The sequence below is a fragment of the Alloscardovia criceti DSM 17774 genome (genome assembly GCF_000376885.1).
Classification (GTDB): Bacteria; Actinomycetota; Actinomycetes; order Actinomycetales; family Bifidobacteriaceae; genus Alloscardovia; species Alloscardovia criceti.
Genome location: NZ_AQXR01000009.1, coordinates 103,707 through 121,985, shown reverse-complemented (window position 1 = coordinate 121,985; position 18,279 = coordinate 103,707). Strand labels below are relative to the sequence as shown.

15 protein-coding genes and 2 tRNA genes are annotated in these 18,279 nt (G+C 48.3%); 9 read left to right on the top strand and 8 right to left on the bottom strand.

What is annotated here, in order from left to right; translation table 11 throughout:
• Positions 1-64: 64 nt before the first annotated feature.
• Both D570_RS0102535 and D570_RS0102530 read left to right on the top strand, forming a co-directional pair.
• Complete coding sequence (locus D570_RS0102535; RefSeq protein WP_018142832.1) at positions 65-1,891, top strand: glycoside hydrolase family 13 protein; 1,827 nt, start codon at positions 65-67, stop codon at positions 1,889-1,891.
• Positions 1,892-2,468: 577 nt separating this feature from the next.
• Positions 2,469-3,482, top strand: coding sequence for an asparaginase (locus D570_RS0102530; protein WP_018142831.1), 1,014 nt, complete (start codon positions 2,469-2,471; stop codon positions 3,480-3,482).
• 1,152 nt (positions 3,483-4,634) lie between these two features.
• Here D570_RS0102530 and D570_RS09020 read toward each other — a convergent pair.
• Both D570_RS09020 and D570_RS0102515 read right to left on the bottom strand, forming a co-directional pair.
• Positions 4,635-5,366 (bottom strand): tyrosine-type recombinase/integrase, encoded by a 732-nt coding sequence (locus tag D570_RS09020; protein WP_169331216.1) that lies wholly within the window; start codon positions 5,364-5,366, stop codon positions 4,635-4,637.
• 371 nt (positions 5,367-5,737) lie between these two features.
• Entirely contained in the window at positions 5,738-6,460 is a 723-nt protein-coding gene (locus D570_RS0102515; protein WP_018142828.1) for a helix-turn-helix transcriptional regulator, read from the bottom strand.
• Positions 6,461-6,641: 181 nt separating this feature from the next.
• Between D570_RS0102515 and D570_RS0102510 the strand changes: the two genes are divergently transcribed.
• The 6 genes from D570_RS0102510 (at position 6,642) to D570_RS0102480 (ending at position 11,742) form a co-directional block, all read left to right on the top strand.
• Complete coding sequence (locus D570_RS0102510; RefSeq protein ID WP_018142827.1) at positions 6,642-6,842, top strand: helix-turn-helix transcriptional regulator; 201 nt, start codon at positions 6,642-6,644, stop codon at positions 6,840-6,842.
• A gap of 507 nt (positions 6,843-7,349) precedes the next feature.
• Positions 7,350-8,882 (top strand): AAA family ATPase, encoded by a 1,533-nt coding sequence (locus D570_RS08300; protein WP_018142825.1) that lies wholly within the window; start codon positions 7,350-7,352, stop codon positions 8,880-8,882.
• Positions 8,883-8,918: 36 nt separating this feature from the next.
• Entirely contained in the window at positions 8,919-9,392 is a 474-nt protein-coding gene (locus tag D570_RS09390; RefSeq protein ID WP_156812212.1) for a hypothetical protein, read from the top strand.
• 51 nt (positions 9,393-9,443) lie between these two features.
• Positions 9,444-9,848 carry a hypothetical protein gene (locus tag D570_RS0102490; RefSeq protein WP_018142823.1) on the top strand — a complete coding sequence of 135 codons (405 nt, stop codon included), beginning with the start codon at positions 9,444-9,446 and terminating at the stop codon, positions 9,846-9,848.
• 233 nt (positions 9,849-10,081) lie between these two features.
• The gene (locus D570_RS0102485; protein ID WP_018142821.1) at positions 10,082-10,732 is read left to right on the top strand and encodes a hypothetical protein; all 651 of its coding nucleotides are present in this window, start codon (positions 10,082-10,084) and stop codon (positions 10,730-10,732) included.
• A 173-nt stretch (positions 10,733-10,905) separates the two neighbouring features.
• Positions 10,906-11,742 carry a phage major capsid protein gene (locus D570_RS0102480; protein WP_018142820.1) on the top strand — a complete coding sequence of 279 codons (837 nt, stop codon included), beginning with the start codon at positions 10,906-10,908 and terminating at the stop codon, positions 11,740-11,742.
• A gap of 340 nt (positions 11,743-12,082) precedes the next feature.
• Here the strand turns inward: D570_RS0102480 and D570_RS0102475 are convergent.
• Both D570_RS0102475 and D570_RS0102470 read right to left on the bottom strand, forming a co-directional pair.
• Positions 12,083-12,155, bottom strand: a tRNA-Ala gene (locus tag D570_RS0102475).
• 57 nt (positions 12,156-12,212) lie between these two features.
• A tRNA-Ile gene (locus D570_RS0102470) sits at positions 12,213-12,286 on the bottom strand.
• 274 nt (positions 12,287-12,560) lie between these two features.
• On the opposite strand from D570_RS0102470, the gene D570_RS0102465 reads away from it, so the two are divergent.
• The gene (locus D570_RS0102465) at positions 12,561-13,154 is read left to right on the top strand and encodes a M48 family metallopeptidase (RefSeq protein ID WP_018142819.1); all 594 of its coding nucleotides are present in this window, start codon (positions 12,561-12,563) and stop codon (positions 13,152-13,154) included.
• Positions 13,155-13,300: 146 nt separating this feature from the next.
• Here D570_RS0102465 and D570_RS0102460 read toward each other — a convergent pair whose 3' ends face one another.
• From D570_RS0102460 to D570_RS0102445, 4 genes are all read right to left on the bottom strand, one after another.
• Positions 13,301-14,209, bottom strand: coding sequence for an SPFH domain-containing protein (locus tag D570_RS0102460; protein ID WP_018142818.1), 909 nt, complete (start codon positions 14,207-14,209; stop codon positions 13,301-13,303).
• Between the two features lie 184 nt (positions 14,210-14,393).
• A complete protein-coding gene (locus tag D570_RS0102455; protein WP_026181799.1) occupies positions 14,394-15,869 on the bottom strand; it encodes an amino acid permease in 1,476 nt (491 codons plus the stop codon).
• A gap of 384 nt (positions 15,870-16,253) precedes the next feature.
• Positions 16,254-16,733 carry a Dps family protein gene (locus tag D570_RS0102450; RefSeq protein ID WP_018142816.1) on the bottom strand — a complete coding sequence of 160 codons (480 nt, stop codon included), beginning with the start codon at positions 16,731-16,733 and terminating at the stop codon, positions 16,254-16,256.
• A 182-nt stretch (positions 16,734-16,915) separates the two neighbouring features.
• Positions 16,916-18,274, bottom strand: a complete 1,359-nt coding sequence (locus D570_RS0102445; RefSeq protein WP_018142815.1) for a hemolysin family protein — start codon at positions 18,272-18,274, stop codon at positions 16,916-16,918.
• Between the last annotated feature and the right edge of the window lie 5 nt (positions 18,275-18,279).

The window sequence follows — 18,279 nt, the reverse complement described above, 5'->3', positions numbered from 1 at the left end:
ACAACAAACAATTCACACAAAGCACAGAAAGAAAAAGGCACAGTCAGAAAGGACACCACACATCATGGTCACATCACAACGCATGCTTCTTACAGATGCCATCCGCACAAACGGTGCAACTCCAAATCCTTGGTGGTCGAACGCAGTCGTTTATCAGATTTACCCACGCTCCTTCCAAGACAGCAACGGTGACGGCATGGGCGATCTGAAAGGCATCACGAGCCGTCTCGACTACCTCGCAGACCTAGGCGTCGACGTCATCTGGCTTAGCCCAGTCTTCACATCACCTCAAGACGATAACGGCTACGATATTTCCGATTATCAAGACATCGATCCACTCTTCGGCACACTGGACGATATGGACGAGCTGCTCGACCAAGCTCATCAACGCGGATTAAAGGTCGTCATGGACCTCGTCGTCAACCACACTTCTGACGAACACGCATGGTTCCAAGCCAGCCGAGATAAGAACGATCCGCACGCTGACTGGTACTGGTGGCGCCCAGCCCGCGAAGGCTTCACACCAGGCGAACCCGGAGCAGAGCCAAACAAGTGGGGATCCTACTTCGGCGGTTCCGCTTGGGAATTCGACCCACAGCGCGGCGAATACTTCTTCCACCAATACTCCAAAAAACAGCCGGATCTCAATTGGGAAAACCCTGAAGTACGCCAAGCCGTATACGCCATGATGAATTGGTGGATGGATAGGGGCATCGACGGCTTCCGCATGGACGTCATCACCCAAGTCTCCAAAACCATCGACGCTGAAGGACGCTTACCAGGCGAAGAAGGCAGCGACATCGAAGACCTCCCTGTCGGCCCAGACGGCTTCTCCTCGCCATTCCCATTCTGCTCAGACGGACCACGCATCGACGAATACCTCAGCGAAATGCGCCAAGCCGTATTCGCACAGCGAGAAGGCTTCCTGACCGTAGGCGAGGCTCCAGGCATTACTGCAGAACGCAACGGACATGTCACAGACCCGCAAAACGGCGAACTCGACATGCTCTTCCTCTTCGAACACGTAGATGTCGACTGCGAAAACCATACAAAGTGGAACCCTATTGATCTGCGTTTGGGCGACCTGAAGCGCACACTCGGAGATCAGCAAAGGGCCGTCGCGCAAGCCGGCTGGGCAAGTCTCTTCTTCAACAACCACGACCAACCACGCTCCGTATCGCGCTGGGGAGATGATTCTACCGAAGAATCGCGCTCGCGTTCGGCTAAGGCACTGGGCCTGCTTATGCACATGCATCGCGGAACGCCATATATCTATCAGGGCGAAGAGCTGGGCATGACGAATGCGCACTTCACATCCTTGGACCAGTACCGCGATTTGGAGTCGTTGAACATGTACCGTCAACGCGTTGAAGAGGCGGGCATCCAAACGTCGGAATCCATGATGGATGCTCTGGCGCGCCGAGGTCGTGACAATGCGCGCACGCCTATGCAATGGGATGGATCTCAGTATGCGGGATTTACAGAGGCTGGGGCTCAGGAGCCATGGATTAGTGTCAACCCGAACCACGTGTCCATCAATGCGGCAGCCGAATTCGATGATCCAGATTCCGTGTACAGTTTCTACAAAAAGTTAATTGAGCTGCGTCATACGAATCCTGTAGTCGCCGCTGGAGACTGGGAATTAGTCGATGAAGCAGACGATAAGGTGTACGCGTTCACGCGAAGCTTGGGCGATGAACGACTGCTTGTGATGGTGAATGTTTCGGGACAGCAAGTGCCGGTACCAGCTGAAAGTGCTGGTCTTCTGGGTGATGCCAGTGCGGAATCTGCTGATCGAATCGTCATCGGCACATATGACGCTGCTCATGCTGAGCAGTCGCTGAAGGATCTGAGCCTCTCGCCGTGGGAAGGTGTGGTTGTGCGCCTGTAGGGAGCTTTGGCCGATGCTGGGCCGATGATGGGCTGAGGCTGAGACACTTGGGATGACAACATGTGAAGATGACATGTTGGGATGTCCTGTGTGAGAGCATTCTCAATTTCTAGCTGGCGTATGTGTGCTCCTGTTGGGTTTGCGTAGCATTTTTTGCAGATTGGACCGTTTGCGCTTCGTCGTATTACGAGATGAAGCGCAAACGGTTTTCTCTTATGGTCCGAAATGCAAAAAAGTCGGCAGATTGCGAGGAACAGAGGTAAAAATTTTTTTCATACGGCCTGCTGTCTGTGTACTGTCTTTTTCTGTGCTCGGATACGTATTACTTCCGTAGTCGTAGTATTAGACTAAAGATTGCAAGGTTTCGCGTTCTGGAGCTTTGGGTTCTGTCTTTCGAGAATTCGTGGATGGAAGCGGGGCTGAGCCCGTGCTCGGGCAATTGAGGTTGTAGAAGCCGTAAAAGCCAATTGCTGAGGAAAATTGTCCATCTCAGGCTTGGTAGCGCGAAAATGTGTGCAAACGTATAAACATACGAACGCACAAGCACACATAACGTTGTCACGAATAGGGGAGGAAAATGCGTATTCACATAACCTACACCGGCGGAACCATTGGCATGATTGATTCTCCTCAAGGTTTGATCCCGGGGGCGGATTTGCACGCGTGGCTCAGTCATGTGTTGCAAGGGACACAGCTGGGCGAAGGCAATGTGAGCACGACGGATTTGGATCCGCTCATCGATTCATCGAATGCAACGCCGGAGAATTGGCAGGCAATAATCGACGATTTGTGGCAACACCACAACGATGCGGATGCTTTTGTGGTTTTGCATGGTACGGATACGATGAGCTACTCCGCCGCGGCGTTGAGCTATGCATTGACGAAATTCGATAAGCCGGTGGTGTTGACCGGCTCTCAGCTACCGTTGGGTATGGTCGAGACCGATGCGACGGCTAACGTTACAGGCGCCTTGAACGCAGCCTTGGACGAACGTCTCCAAGGCGTAACACTGTTTTTCGGTCACCATCTTTTTGCGGGCAACCGCGTGACGAAGCGGTCTTCGTGGGCCTTTGAAGGTTTCTCTTCGCCTGCCACGGGCCCGCTCGCTCGCACAGGTGCGCCATGGCGTTGGTATCCGGTTGAGCGCATGGGCTGCGGCTGGGAGAATCCTCAACCCTATACCCGTCACGATGTGGTCGTGCTCGATATGGTGCCGGGCATTACGGCCGAGCGCCTCGAACATATCCTCACGCCGCGCCCGGAAGCCGTGCTTATGCGCGCCTATGGTGTGGGTAACGTGCCATCCGACGAGCCGGGATTGACGCGCGTCATCGAATCCGTGATCCGCGACGGCGTGCCGGTCATTGTGTCTTCGCAATGCCAGCAGGCCGAGGTGCTACTAGGTCATTACGAAACTGGCAGCGCAATTGCCCAGGCTGGAGCAGTGGGCACCGGCGATATGACACTGGAAGCCGCCTATGCAAAAATCGTATTCCTCCTTTCGCAGGGGCTGACCGGGCAGGAGCTTGCGCAGTGGATGGCAAAGCCGATTGCGGGTGAACTGACACCGGCTTATTGTAAAAATAAGTAATTGTCTCGTATGGGCGGGTGGGGATACGCGTCACTCATCGTTACGGTTCGTTGGACAGACGAGGTGGGGTGGTCCTGCGCTCGGTGCAGATAGTGAAAAGCCAACGAAGGCCAGGAATGAAAAATGGTGAACGTTGGCTTTTGCATGAGAATTTTGAACGTCTAGCCTGCGCTGGCTCTTATGACGAATTTTTTGCAGTTTGGACCATTACTGTATTTGCGTATTTTCTGAAGACCTTCGATTTCAACGGGTGCATTTTTGCGTGTTATGAAGCTGTGGTCCGTTTTGCAAAAAGTGTGCAAGAAGTGCATCTGTACCGGAGAAAAACTGAAAAAGTACGAATGTGCTCAGCCGACTCATCGAAAACTCAAAAATTACTAATTATTATCCAGAGTATTCTCGCACGGTTGGCACGAGGCCGGCAGACATGTGAGTGGGCTTAACATCAGACATGACCTTTTTGGGGAGGGGGTGGGCGGGTTTTCGTGAATTTTCTTGAATAATAGAGCGGTGAACAAGCTTAGTGAGAAAAAATAAGGATGACATAGCCTGTTTTTGAATGCTTTTTTGCAGATTGGACCATTTTGGTTTTCAGAGAATTGAGATGATTATCTAACTTTCTTGACAACCTTTCGTAGGCCTTCTCTTTACTGGGTTTCTGACGAACTGTGATCGGTGTAGAATTGCCAACGATGACTCGATGGTCACTTTTGCAAAAAAGAGGAGAAAAATCGAGAATTGTTGAAACACGCATGAAGATTAGCTTCTATCCCGCGACAATCGATTGCATGATTTCAAACATTGCAGGATGCTCGATTGCGAATTAATGGTTTTCTCTCTCCAACAATCTTTTTGAAAGTCCCGTGCGATGCGTGTGCGATTGACATGCCCCCTGCGTGCTCTAGCGGAACTCTCAACATGAAAAAAATAGGGTATTTTAGAAGGAAATAGACATAAATCTGAGCAACAAAAAAGCCCCGAAAACCCAATGTTTTCAAGGCTTTAGAACTAGTGGAGGTAAGGGGACTCGAACCCCTTTTAGTGTCTAGTGTTTCCGCGAGTTTTTCTCGTAAGCCCTTATTTTTCAATCACTGTGAATCACTATAAATCACTGTGAATATACGTAAATTGTTGTACAAATGTTGTACATTCTCATAATGCTTGCATGGTGGCGTTGATGCGCATGGCTGCATTATTGGCATCTTTCTCGAATAAATCAGCATACGTGTTCAGGGTCGTGCTTGCGTTCTCATGCCCTAGCATGCGTTGAACGGCATACACGTTTGCGCCACTACTAATAGCAATGCTTGCTGCCGTATGCCTCAGGTCGTGTGCTCTGTAGAGGGGTACGCCTGCTTTTATCATGGCTGTTTTTAACCACCCATGATTTTGGTCACTGGTAGCCTCATGACGTAAATAGCCCCCGTGCCTGTTGGGGAATAGTAAATCTGTTGGTTTTCTGTCGTGGATCTCTTGTGCAAGCATATCCGTAAGGAACTGGGGCAGATATACGGTACGTATGCTTTTAAGGGTTTTCGGTTTGCTGACTTCTGTGCGGTTGCCTATTTTCTTCACGGCTTTATTAATGCGTAGAGTGCTGTTTGTCTTGTCGAAATCTTCTACAGTCAATGCGGTGGCTTCCCCCCACCGTAGTCCGCATAACCCGAGAACATAGACAAGTGACGCATGCTCCCCGCTGGCCTGTGCGATGGCTTTTAACTGGGTAGGTGTGTAAATGTGTTTGTCTGCTTTTCTTTTCTTAGGTAGTTCCACTCCTTGCGTAGGGGCGAGGCTTATGAGATGGTCTTTTGCGGCCATGTCGTAGATTCCGCGAAGTATGCCATAAGCGCGTTTGACTACGCTGGGGCTGCGCTGTTCGCCCATGTGTGTAACCCATGCTTGTATTTCGCTGGTGCGTATGCTGTCTAATCTTCTGTGTGCCCATTGGGGTTCTACCCATGTTTGCCATGCGATACGCATGCTATATGTGTAACTGTTAGACCATGTTGTGTGACTGTTGAGCCATTGTTCTCCGAGTTGTCCTATAAGGGTTCGGCTTGCTTGGGGATCTACGTAGGTGCCTTTTACTTGTGCAACTATAACGTGTTCGGCTGCCCATTTTTCGGCGTCTATTTTACGTGTAAAACCGCCTTTAGTGCGTTGGTGTTTGTCCGCGTCTCTCCATGACACGTACCAGTGCGTGCCATTTTTCCCCTTACGACTACGATACGAAACCATAAGAACTATCTTTCTTGCTAGTCCATTGCCTTACTTCTTCTTGCTTGTTGAGCTTTCTTAAGCATTGTGTCATAGGCTAATTGTGTTTCTCGATATTTAACTGCTAAATCAGCTAAGCTGCCACCTAATATAGTTTCGATGTGTTTTAAATACCCCGTGGTGCTGAGAGTCTTTATTAGCTCTTCCATGCCGTTAGTTTGGTCTGCTGCAACGTGCAAAGCGTCTAGTATTGCTATCCGATATAAGTCGGTATGTGAGTCTGGTGAGTATTCATTGTCATTAAATTCCTGTACTAACATTCGAAAATCTTCATTATTCCCTTTAGCGAATAATTGTGACTCATAGCCTTCTGTTGGGTTTAGCTCGTTATCAAGGTTAATTTTTTGGGTGGCGAGAAGAAGTATCTGCGCTACATATACGTTTGCTAATGTGCGCAATGCAATAGTAACTGCGCCCTCAGCGGTCCATACATTCCCAAACCCATCTTTGATTTTTTCTATTGTGTTATCAGGTTCAAGGAGTTTTGATAACCCAGAGTCTTGGGGCAAGTCGAGACAAAGCAGAAGGGATTTTGCCTCATCTAGGCGCAATGGTCTCTTACCTTGCTCGATACTCCATACAGTAGCTTTGCTCCACTTATGTCCTAGTTCCTTCATGTCGTTTGCTAGACGTTCCTGCGATATGTTGGCTTGTTTCCTCAATGATGCAAGATTTCTGCCAATAGTAATGTTTTCATCCATATTTATAAATACTAGCCGTGACTAAGAATGATAAACACGCCGATGAAAAGCGCTTAATTAGCCGTAAAAGGCTTTAATAACTAGTCATGTGTTTGTAACATAGCCGAAATGATGTATAGTGTGCTTAAGAGGGTTACATATAAGAGCCATGGCAAGGATATCTATACGGAGGGTTAAGGAAATGGATACCGAAATTCTTACGCCAGATACGGCGAGCAAATATTTACATATCACAAAAGGGACGCTAGCGAATATGCGTTACCAAAGTACGGGCCCAACTTTTATTAAAGTCACGCCACGGAAAATTTTGTATCGTAAGTGTGATTTAGATGCTTGGTTGGAAAGCAAGGCAGAAGAATATGAACGCGCTACACGTAAATAAAAACTACGCGAACAGTATTGAAAGCTGTCTGACAAGTATTCAAGATTTTCTCATTATACAAACCTTTGATATTAGTAAGGGTTTTGTTTCCGATGAAGCACGACACAACGCGGCCTACTTAGCAGTTCTTATTTATGCGGATCATGCGGAAATTCCCCACCCCGCTATAAGCACATACGGAGTTAGGGACTTGCCCGTGTTCTTTATGGCATCGCTAGCAAGCATACTATGCAAAAACGCTATAACCGTCATAGGCTACACAGGTTCAAACACGCTCACAGTATTGCCACACACGTCTGACAGAGACAAACAAATGTTAGACAGGCATCGAGCATACGCGCCCCTGTTTCCTACAACACTCGACCTTCAATACTTGTACGCGCGCATACAAGTATCCGTAGAAGAAAATAAAACACTCATCACAAACCAAACCCACCCCATAACCTTCATAACACGACAGGGTGGGTATGATTTCCAGCACGTTCAATTTTAAGGAATACCACTAGTATGACAGATAGATTTGACAATCCGTTCAACATTCCTGAACCTTCTCACGATTCTCACGATTTTGAGAAAAAACTCAAACTCACTCCCGCCCCGCATGTGAAAACGGTGAAACCACGCTATTTAGATATGCCCGCTCTGCCGTTAGACATGGTGACGCTGATTAGTGGGCGTGCGGGTGTAGGTAAGTCCACATTTGCCCTATTTAAACTAGCCCTAGCCACTACGGGCAAACTACAAGGCGACTATTACGGCAAACCTATCAACGTGGCTATCTTTGCTAAAGAAGATACACAAAGCATGCAGAAAGCACGCTTACAAGCAGCAGGAGCAAACCTAAACCGAGTATTCTTCGGAGACGCCGCACTTGTAACCACAGACATGTACGGAGAATCTGAAATAGAGTCGGATATTACTATCCCCGAAGACATGCCACTACTTGAAAACCTATTAAAAGAAAACGATATCCGTCTAATCCTCATTGATCCGTTAAACAGTTACATGAATGGGGACACGAATAGGAAAGATGACGTAAGACGTGCACTCGATCCATTAGCCCGAATGGCTCAACGCTTAAACATTAGTGTTATCGGCGTAATTCACTTCGGGAAGGGTGGCGGGTATGCGTCCGACAAGCTCAGTGGTTCTCATGCATTCCGTGATGTGGCTCGTAGTGTCCTCCTAGTAGCCAAAGATGATGAAACAGGCTTATGTTACGTCACGTTGGATAAAGCCCAGTACAGTCCCGAGCAGGGCAAATCATGGTGTTTTAGTCTCCAGTCTATAGATATTCGCACCGATGAGGGCGAAAGCATGAGTGTTGCCCGTGTTGCCAACCTCGAGGACACAGATAAGAGTGTTGGCGAAATAATCAACCTTAACCAGTCACGTGATACGGACGCCGCTGCGGAAACTCGTAGTAATAACGGTTCAAATGAGATTCTCGAATTCCTTGTAGAGTATCTACAAAACAATGATGGGCATGCGCTCACGTCTGAGATTAAAAAAGAAGCGTCTGAAGCAGGCTACGAATGGAGACAGGTACAAAATACGCGTCAACGCTCTCATGGGAAAATTCTCTCTAGGCAGGTGAAACAATACGTCTATGAGTGGTATATTACAACCCCATTTCAAGGCGTTTTAGACCGTGAATTCACAGAACTCACAAACCTCACAGAACTCACGAAAAATAGTAGTGTGAGTTCTGTTCGTCAGGCTAATAATTCCAAGGACTTAGAGTGTGTTGAAAGTGACAGAACTCACGCTCTAGAGGATGTGAGTTCTGTGAGTTCTGTGAGTTCTGTCAATGTTTCCAACACCTCAAGGAACTCAAACGGGGTGAGTTCTGTCAATGAGGTGAGTTCTGTGAATTCTGTCCCAAAACAGGATATGAGTGAGTTTAAAAACGCTCTTCCACAATATGCGTCTGACTGTGATTTCACCCAACTCACTTATGAGCAACTCCATTATTTAATCGATGAGAAAGGAGGGTTATGGGCATCGAAAGCACATGAAGAACTAGAAAATCGAAAATAACAAATATGTAGGTAATATACAAGAAAAGATTAGACAATGGTACAAAAAATACGTAAAACACAAACAAAAAAAGTAACACGAACACCACGTAAAAAAACGGCTCACTGGTCTTTACCAGGTTCAGCACGCCCACTATGCGGCGAATCGTTACACAGTACGGGGAGAGTATGTCTCAAGGGCATTAGTCAGTACGAAGAGTGCCCCCTGTGTGTGCTAGCTCGCGAAGAGTCTGAACAAACAGGCAGATATTTCGGCTTACCCCTCAATCAATCAGCAGACTATTTTGCACTTTCCAAATGTGTAGCAATCTTGAGTCATAATACTGAATCTTTAATCAGTCTAGGCATTGAGCAGAACGCCCATTCTGGCAAGATCCTCATAACCGATATTGAAACGGTGAGCACTGCCACACATACGCCGATGAGAGACGTATTAAAAATCATGATAGGGATTTCTGAAGAGTATAAGAAGGAATATAGGAATCTCAACACCAAGGGAGAAGAAAAATGAGACGCGCAATGTTCGGTTTATTTACTAAGCATATAGGAATGGCGGTGTATTTTGGTTAAATTAAATGATCTAGATGTGACTATACAGGGTTTGAAAAAGCATAGAGAAGAGCTTACAAGCGTTCTCCACGTGATGAGAGCTTCAAAAAGTAATCTTCTCGCCCGGTTAAAAGCCTTAGACGAAGATAAGAAAGACACGGAAAAACGTATCGCGCAACAAGAAGAAGATATAGCCCGTGTTACGGCGGAAATCGAGCTTCTGGAGGGGAATAAAAGGGCCAAGGAAGAAAGGGAAATGGAAGCGTTCCGCAGTCTCGCGCGGAAAATTTTCCCCAACAATGGGAAAGAGGAACAAATAATGACAGATACTAATGAGGATCCACAAACCCAATACATTAACGATACGCCTGAACATGAACTTAGCGCGGACACGGTAGTGCCTGAGACTGAAATATAAAGATATGGGGGAAAAATAATGAGTTACTCCTCGCAACTTCCCACGCTTACAGAATACCAATATGACACGCTGCACAAACACGGTCTAGTGTTCACTAGTGGTGTGGAAAGTCTTGAACGTCAATATGCTACAGGGAAACTGTCCTATGAGGAAGCATTAATTTTAGCATTATGCCGTATCGCCGACAGTACCACAGAACTAGCGAATCGCACAAAAATAGGGGGAGGGGAATAATGGCCGATACTACTAGTCCTAAACAGGATCCTGAACCAATCGTAGAAAAAACTTCAACGCCTGAGGCTGAAACCGTCCACGAGAGTGTTTCTGAGCATAGTAAGGCGAATGCTGAAGCGAAACGGTACAGGCTGAAATACAAGGAAATGAAAGATAAATATGAGAAGGCTGCCAATTCGCTAGAACACTCATTACAAAAAGAAAAAGAGGCAGAACAGCTCACACAGCAATATATCAACACAATGACAGCTGAAAATGCGCAAAAGGTGCATGAGCTTAGTAAAAAGCTTCTTTTCCAAATCGTTGAAGGCGAAAATAATAAGAGGATAAAAGATAATGCGCGAACCTATTGTATAGACCCCGAAGCGCTAACGGATTGGCTTAACGAACACTTAAACAAGCCACTTAATGTAGAGTTTAGAGGTCGCTCTGATTGGGCTTTAGAAGAACTGGTAGAGCAGGTTCCCGCGGACTTTATTGCAAAACGTATTATTGGTCAAATTTGGGACAAACACAGATATATGAGGCGCGAGCCTCTCCCAATGAATACCCCTCACGTGCGTGAAAGTATCCCATGGAGGACACCAATACGCCAATCACAATTAGGTGGAGTATTTACTAGCATTCGTAGTCGTGGCGGTTTCTATTAACCGTGCTATAATAGCTTATGTAATCATGTGATTTGATTGCAGACAGTTTTTAAATAATGCCCGTGGCATACTGAAATTTATTTTTAGCATGCTACGGGCATTATTCTTTTGAAATAGTAATTATCCCGTCGCATGTGAGAATCGGAAAAATACTAGCGAAAGTGATAATTATTATGGCTCTGACAACATTAATTAATAATGAGGCCGCATTCCCTAATAGAACGGGAGTGGATGCAGGTGAAGCGATTCCGGGTGCTCTCATTATGAATGCTTCGACCATCATGGGTGAAGTTGAGGGTGACGCCGCTACCGTGCGTATTGCATATGTTTCTGTAGATCCTGAAGCAGAAATTACTGCCGAGGGTGCCGAGATTGAAGCGAAAGACCCTACTATTAGTGAACTGATTGTAGGTACGCAAAAGGTCGCCTCCTTGTCCGTGATTAGTAATGAGGCATACAGCCACAACAGTATGCCCGAGCTTATTGGCGGTAGTCTTGCCCGTTCTATCGTTGCTAAGGCTGATAGGTTATTCCTTGGTGCTCCAGCGGGAGAAGTAGGACAGGCAAATAAGATTGTTGGATTAGCAAACTATCAAGGCATTGTAGACGGCGGCAACTTGGGTACAAGTCTTGACGCTATTATTGACGCAATGGCTGCAATCGCTACGAACGGTGGAACGCCTATGGCTATTCTGCTAGGCTTTGACGCATGGGCATACATGCTTAAGCTTAAGGGTGCGGATAAGCGTCCACTAATCAGCCCAGACGTAGCGAATAGTGCGGAGCCTACATTGTTTGGTTTGCCTGTAGTCTTGTCTGCTTATATGCCTGCTAACACAATTATCATTATCGATAAAGATGAGATTGTATCAAGCGTGGGTACTGTGATTGCTTCCACGACTGAAGACAGATATTTTGAGCATGATTCTGTTGGGCTGCGTGCTACATTCCGTTTTGGTTATGGTATTTTGCACCCTAATCGTATTGCAAAGATTTCTGCCGTGGCTTAATGCTTATGGTTTAGGGGGGGGGTGGGGGAGCCCTCCTCCCCGGCAGGGCCGAGCGGATTACCCGGCCCCAGCGCCTATATCCCCCCGAATTTTTAACTCGTTACTGCCGTTACGTAATACCATTGTGGATAAGGCTGGAATACTGTGTTTGTGGAGTGTTCCAGCCTTATTTTTATTCGTTTTTAATAATCGTATCGTTTCACTTTGTCGTGTTTTTGGCGTGATTTTTGTTAGTGTTCTTTTTTCAATGTTGTACAAATGTTGTAGAAACGGTTGTTTTGTTTGCTGTAGAAATAAAGAAAACCGCTATTTCTAGCGGTTTCTAAAAGGTTTTGAAGAGTGGAGGTAAGGGGACTCGAACCCCTGACCCTCTGCTTGCAAAGCAGATGCGCTACCAGCTGCGCCATACCCCCAACGAAGAAACAGCCTACCACATTTAGTGGACTGCAACACGCTCTTTTTCAAAAGCGTGGGCCCGGAGGGACTCGAACCTTCGACCTCATCCTTATCAGGGATGCGCTCTAACCTGCTGAGCTACGGGCCCATTCTTCTATTATGGAGTTGCGACCTAAGTCACAACAAAAGAAAATAATAGACCACAATATTTCTAAAGTCAATTTCGTGCGTTGCGCGTGTCGTCCTGCGTGTCGCACCGCTTAAAAGTGCACAGTGCAACCTCGTAATGGTCCATTATGCAAAATATCGTCACAAACTCTCTCCTACCCCCCCCACGACTCCACCCGCACGAATCCCACGCTCACAGCCAAAAATCCGTCCAATCGCCCACCATCCCCGCAAACTGTGGCACACTATTACGTATGCCTCAAATCTATGAATTAGACATTGATGGTTTTGATGTAACGGTTATCCTGAAAAGCGTCAAAAACATGTACCTGCGCGTGAAGCCGCCGGACGCGCGCGTGGAAGTGACGGCGCCGTACTATGTGCACAGTTCGGATGTGGTGAATTTTGTGCAGTCCAAAACTCAATGGATTGACGAGGCTCGAGATCGCATTTTCCTGCAATCGCAAAAAGCTCACGAACGTGGCACTGGCGAAAATGTTCTTACCCATTGGACTGTGGACAGGCAAAAGCAAGCGCGCGCGATTTTGGAGAGTAAACTGCCGAGTTTGCTGAAAAAATGGGGTCGCATCATCGACCGCACGCCCTCGCATATAACTCTGCGCGTGATGAAAACGAGATGGGGATCTTGCACGCCGGCCACAGGCCGCATTCGGCTTAATCTTGCTCTCGCCTTTGTGCCAGATGAACTCCTGGAATACGTGCTTGTCCACGAACTTACGCATCTGTACGAACGCGGCCACGGCGAAGGATTCAAACGCCGCATGAGCCAGTATTTGCCCGATTGGCAGAGAAAAAGGCGAGCACTCAACTCCTACGGGAGTTATTAATTGCATAAGAGATTAATGCAACGAGCGCTCGCCTGTGGCGAATAGAAGGAGTTGAAAACTATTCGCCTATTCGGGGAACGTTTGGACCTTCTATTTACTTCGATTATACTCCTCAGAAAATTTTCAGAGCATTATCTGAATTATCTTTATTTTTCTGAATTATTTTCGTCGCCGGTGACGATGGCTTGAGTCATCTGATTAAACAAATCCGTGTAGCCGCCCGGTGTAGAAGCCGGGAGGACCACAGTTTTGGCATTATTGGATTCGGATAGCGAACGCATAACGTCCAAATATTGGTTAAAGAGCACGACATTATTGACGTCTTCGATATCCATGCCCACGTTCTGCAGACTCTTAATCTGGTCGACGATACCATTGGCGATTTCGCGGCGGTAATTTGCCTGACCTTCACCTTGAAGGCGTGTCTTTTCGGCATCTGCCGCTGCCTGTGCCTCGATGGCAATGCGCTTCGCCTCTGCACGTTCGCGCGTGGCTTCCTTCTCGCGCTGAGCGGCGTTAATGGAGTCCATAGCGGCCTTCACCTGATCAGAAGGGTCGATGGCCGTAATCAAGGACTTTACGACGGTGAAGCCGAAGCGCGCCATTTCCGCGCCCACGGTTTGCTGAACGTCGCGCGCCACATCATCCTTGCGTGCAAAGGCGTCATCCAGCGTCAATTGTGGGATAGCAGAGCGCAACGCATCCTCCATGTAGGAGCGCAACTGTCCAGCCGGATCGCCCAATTCGTAGTAAGCAGTAGCCACATTCTTCGGGTCGATTCTAAACTGCGTAGATACGACGACGTTGACGAACACATTATCCAAAGTCTTGGTTTCCACTTTGACGATCAATTGCTGGACACGGAGCCCCGTTTTATGAGCCACGCGATCGATAAATGGAATCTTGAAATGCAAACCCGCAAGGCTCACAGTGTGGAATTTACCCAAACGTTCGATAATAAAAGCCTGCTGCTGTGGAACTACATAAGCACTTTGGAAGAGCAGGATGATAATAAGAACAACGAAAATAAGTAATGGACTGAGATAAAAATCCATCTTCCCTCCTTCAGAAAGCTACGTTCATTTTACCAAATGAGGATTTCGAGACATCATCCAAAGGGGTTATTTTTAGCGAATCTACCGGGAAGTTCGCATGGTAACAAGGCTAATCTGGCTTTTCATACACAACGCGGGATGCAACCGAAGGCCACATCCCGTGTGAGTGAATGCCCAGCAATAACTACCGTTCTGGTACCGACAAATCCGCCTCAGCCGGGTTGACCTTCGGCAGCTTGGTTACTATTTTGTGGATAATCCAAATTCCGAAAAACAGCGGGATGCCAATATAGCTCGACAGCAGCGCAGTCATATCCTCCTGCCCCAGCAGGGCCTCCACATTCTGCCCCACAATCACAATGGTGCACATAATCAAAGCAATAATGGGCCCGAATGGGTACAAGTGCGCACGATAAGGCAGCTTCTCCAGAGGGAAGTGCTGTGCGGCCAAAGCCTGTCGGAATTTAATATGTGACCAGGCAATGCTCATCCACGTGATGAAACCCGCGCATCCGGAGGCGTTGACCAGCCAGGTGTAAGCTGAGCCGTCTCCAATAAGCGAAGAAATGAAGCAGGCTGCGCCCACCAAGGACGTGACGGCTAAGGCATTCATCGGGACACCATGCTTGTTTGTGCGTCCTAGAAACGCAGGCGCGCTGCCATTGTGAGCCATGGCATACAGCATGCGTGTGGAAGAATACAGGCCAGAATTGCCAGCCGACAGGATAGAGGTAAGAATGACGGCGTTCATCACGGAAGCCGCCGCAGCAATGCCCATACGTTCAAATACCAACGTAAACGGGGAAATGGACGTATTGGCTACGTCAGAATTCAGCAAATTTGGGTCGGTATAAGGAATCAGGAAGCCGATAACGGCAATGGTGCCGATGTAGAAAAGCAGGATGCGCCAGAAAATCGTGCGAATGGCATGGGGCACGGTGACAGAAGGATTATCCGCTTCGCCAGCCGTTACGCCAACGATTTCCGTGCCTTGGAAACTAAAGCCTGCCACCATGAAGATAGCGAGGATGCCCATGCCGCCGCCCACGAAAGGCGCGTCGCCGGTGGTCCAGTTCGTAAAGCCTGGGGATTTGCCACCGAGAACGCCCAGAATCGTCAATACGCCGAGACCCAAGAAGGCAAGCACGGTGGCGACTTTGATGAGGGCAAACCAGAATTCGCCTTCGCCGTAAGCGCGTGCGGATAAAGCGTTCATCAGGATGAGGATGACCAAGAAGAGTCCAGACCAAATCCAACCCGGATAATTAGGGAACCAATACTTCATCACCAAGGCGGCGGCGCTCAGCTCTGCGGCTACCGTGATGGCCCAGTTGTACCAATAATTCCACCCCACAGCGAAGCCGAAGCTCGGGCTGATGAAACGTGTACCGTATTCGCCGAAGGAGCCGGCAAGGGGCATATATGTGGCCATTTCGCCCAAAGACTGCATGAGCAGATACACCATGAAACCGATGAGCGTGTACGCGATGAGGGCGCCGCCAGGGCCTGCGGTGGACACGGATTCGCCGGATGCGACAAATAATCCAGTACCGATGGCTCCGCCTATGGAAATCATCGTTAAATGTCGGGATGCAAGCGTCCTCTTAAGGCTGTTATCATCCGCTGATGATGTGGTGACTGGCGAGTCCTGTGTGGGCATGCGTATACCTCTTCCCATTTCCCATGATGTCGCGCCTTGAAAGGGCCGACATGTGTCCGCAATCAAGGCAATAGATGCTCGAATTATCCTACATCGAGGTAAGGCGAAGAGAAGAGATTTCGAGAAAAATATCCGAATTATTCGTGGCCGAGGGTGCGGTGTGTGAGTGTGTGTAGGCTGGGGGCTGAGGAGCTGGGGAGTTGGATGGATTGCGTCGAGAGACAGTCCGGCAGATTTTCGTTGGCGCTGTGTACGTTCCATGGGGGAGAGGGCTGGGCTTGTGGGAAGATTTGCAAAGGACATAAAAAAACGGCTCTTCCTGATTGGGAAGAGCCGTTATGTGCTGGATCGTACTAGTTGTGCACGATGAGCAAATGTCGTGAATTATGCAAGATGCGCACGCAGGAACCACTGGAACTTTTCCAGATCCTGAACGTGATCCTGGATAATATTCGAGCTGATAACATCCAGCTCATCCAATTCTGCGATGGCATTGCGATCATTGGCGATGAATTCATCGTAGTAATCGATGAGTGCCTTGATATATGCCTCGGTGGACTGGGTGCCGGAGGTGTTGAAATCAGACCAGTCGCGGTTGCGCACGATAGCATCTGGGCGGCCATCAGGGGAGCCTCCAAGCTGGGAAATGCGCTCTGCGGATTCGTCAGCCTGGTTGAGCACGACGTCGACCTGTGGATCGATCATTTCGTGTACCGCAATGAAGTTTGGTCCGCTGACATTCCAGTGAGCATGCTTCAAAATCAGGGCTGCTTCCTGCTCCTGACTCAGGCGGCTCTGGAGAATGGAGATAATCTTTTCGCTAGCCTCTTCGCTCAGCGTTGCAATAGTGTAATTCAATGACATAATGTGCCTTCTTTCCGGAATTCTATAGTGTCTGTAGTTTCTATTGAACCCTGCACCTTCCAGCTTACCTGTTTCTGACTGGTCATGTGCGAACTTCGCATGGAGAGAATTTAGATGTCGGCAAGTTCACACATGGTGTGTGAGGTGACACTGGAGGGGTGGTTATGGGTGAGTATTCCTGGTTATGCGGCGCTGCCCTGCATTCCTGTAGCGTTATTGTCGGAATCCTCCAAATTTTCTGTGTTGCCCTCGGTGTTGTCTTCGTGCCTGCGAATCTGAATGGTTTGAATGCGGCGGCCTTCGACCTCCGTCACCTCCATATCGTAGCCATCATCGGACAGCACCTGGCCTTCATAGCCCAGCTCACCCGTGCGAGCAATCATATAGCCTGCCACCGTTTCGTAAGGTCCATCATTCAGACGGATTCCTGAGACTTCCTGGAAGTCTTCCAATGTCATGCCGCCATCGACCGTGAGTACACCGTTAATAAAGGCATTTGGTGTGGTGGAATCGTTGTTTTCTGGCAGATCATACTCATCATGGATGTCGCCCACGAGCTCTTCCGTAATGTCTTCGAGTGTAACAATGCCGTCCGTACCGCCATATTCATCGATAACCACAGCCAAATGGATGCCTTTTTGACGCAGCAAACTCATGCTAGGCAAAATACGCGAAGTGCCCGGAAGCTGAATAATATCGCGGGTTACATCGGAAACGGTCGTGGCGTTCGGATCGCGAATATCCAACAAATCGCGCACATGCACGAAGCCCAAAATATCGTCAAAACTCTCGCCCATCACGGGGTAGCGAGAATACGGCTGATCGCGCACAAAAGCAGCGGCTGCAGGGATGCTCATTGTGCCGTCAAGGAAGACGACATCGGCACGTGGGCGCATGACCTCAGCCACAATAGTCTGCTCGGCACCAAACACATCGGCAAGAATTTCACGCTCATCCGTGCTCAAACGCGTGTTCGACGATACCAACACACGCAATTCATCGTTGCTGACTTCGCTTTCCACCTCATTCGGATCGAAACCCAGCAATCGCACCAGAAGATTCGTATTTTTGCCAATTAACCAAATAATAGGAGAGGTCAATGTTGCAAAAATATCGATAATAGGCACCATGGCACGGGCAATTTTTTCGCCCTGCTGCAAGGCGATGCGCTTAGGAACGAGTTCCGAAATTACGATGGAAAAGTAGGAAATAAGCAGGGTAAGCACAACCATGGTCAGGCCGCTGGCAAGACCTTCGCTCAAACCCCACGTGATGAGAATGGGTACAATATGCGGTGACATCGAGCTGGCACCGAAGGATGCCGAAAGGAAGCCTGCAAGAGTGACGCCAATCTGTAATGCCGATAAGAAACGGTTAGGATCGCGGGCAACGCGTGCGACATGGGCCCCGCGCTCATCTTCCTGCTCCATGCGCTCAATTTGGCTTGATCGAAGGGAAACAAGCGCCATTTCTGTGCCGGAAAAGACGCTTCCGACGAGCATGAATACGAAAATGAAGAAAATGTTAAGCCATATCGGCATAAAAA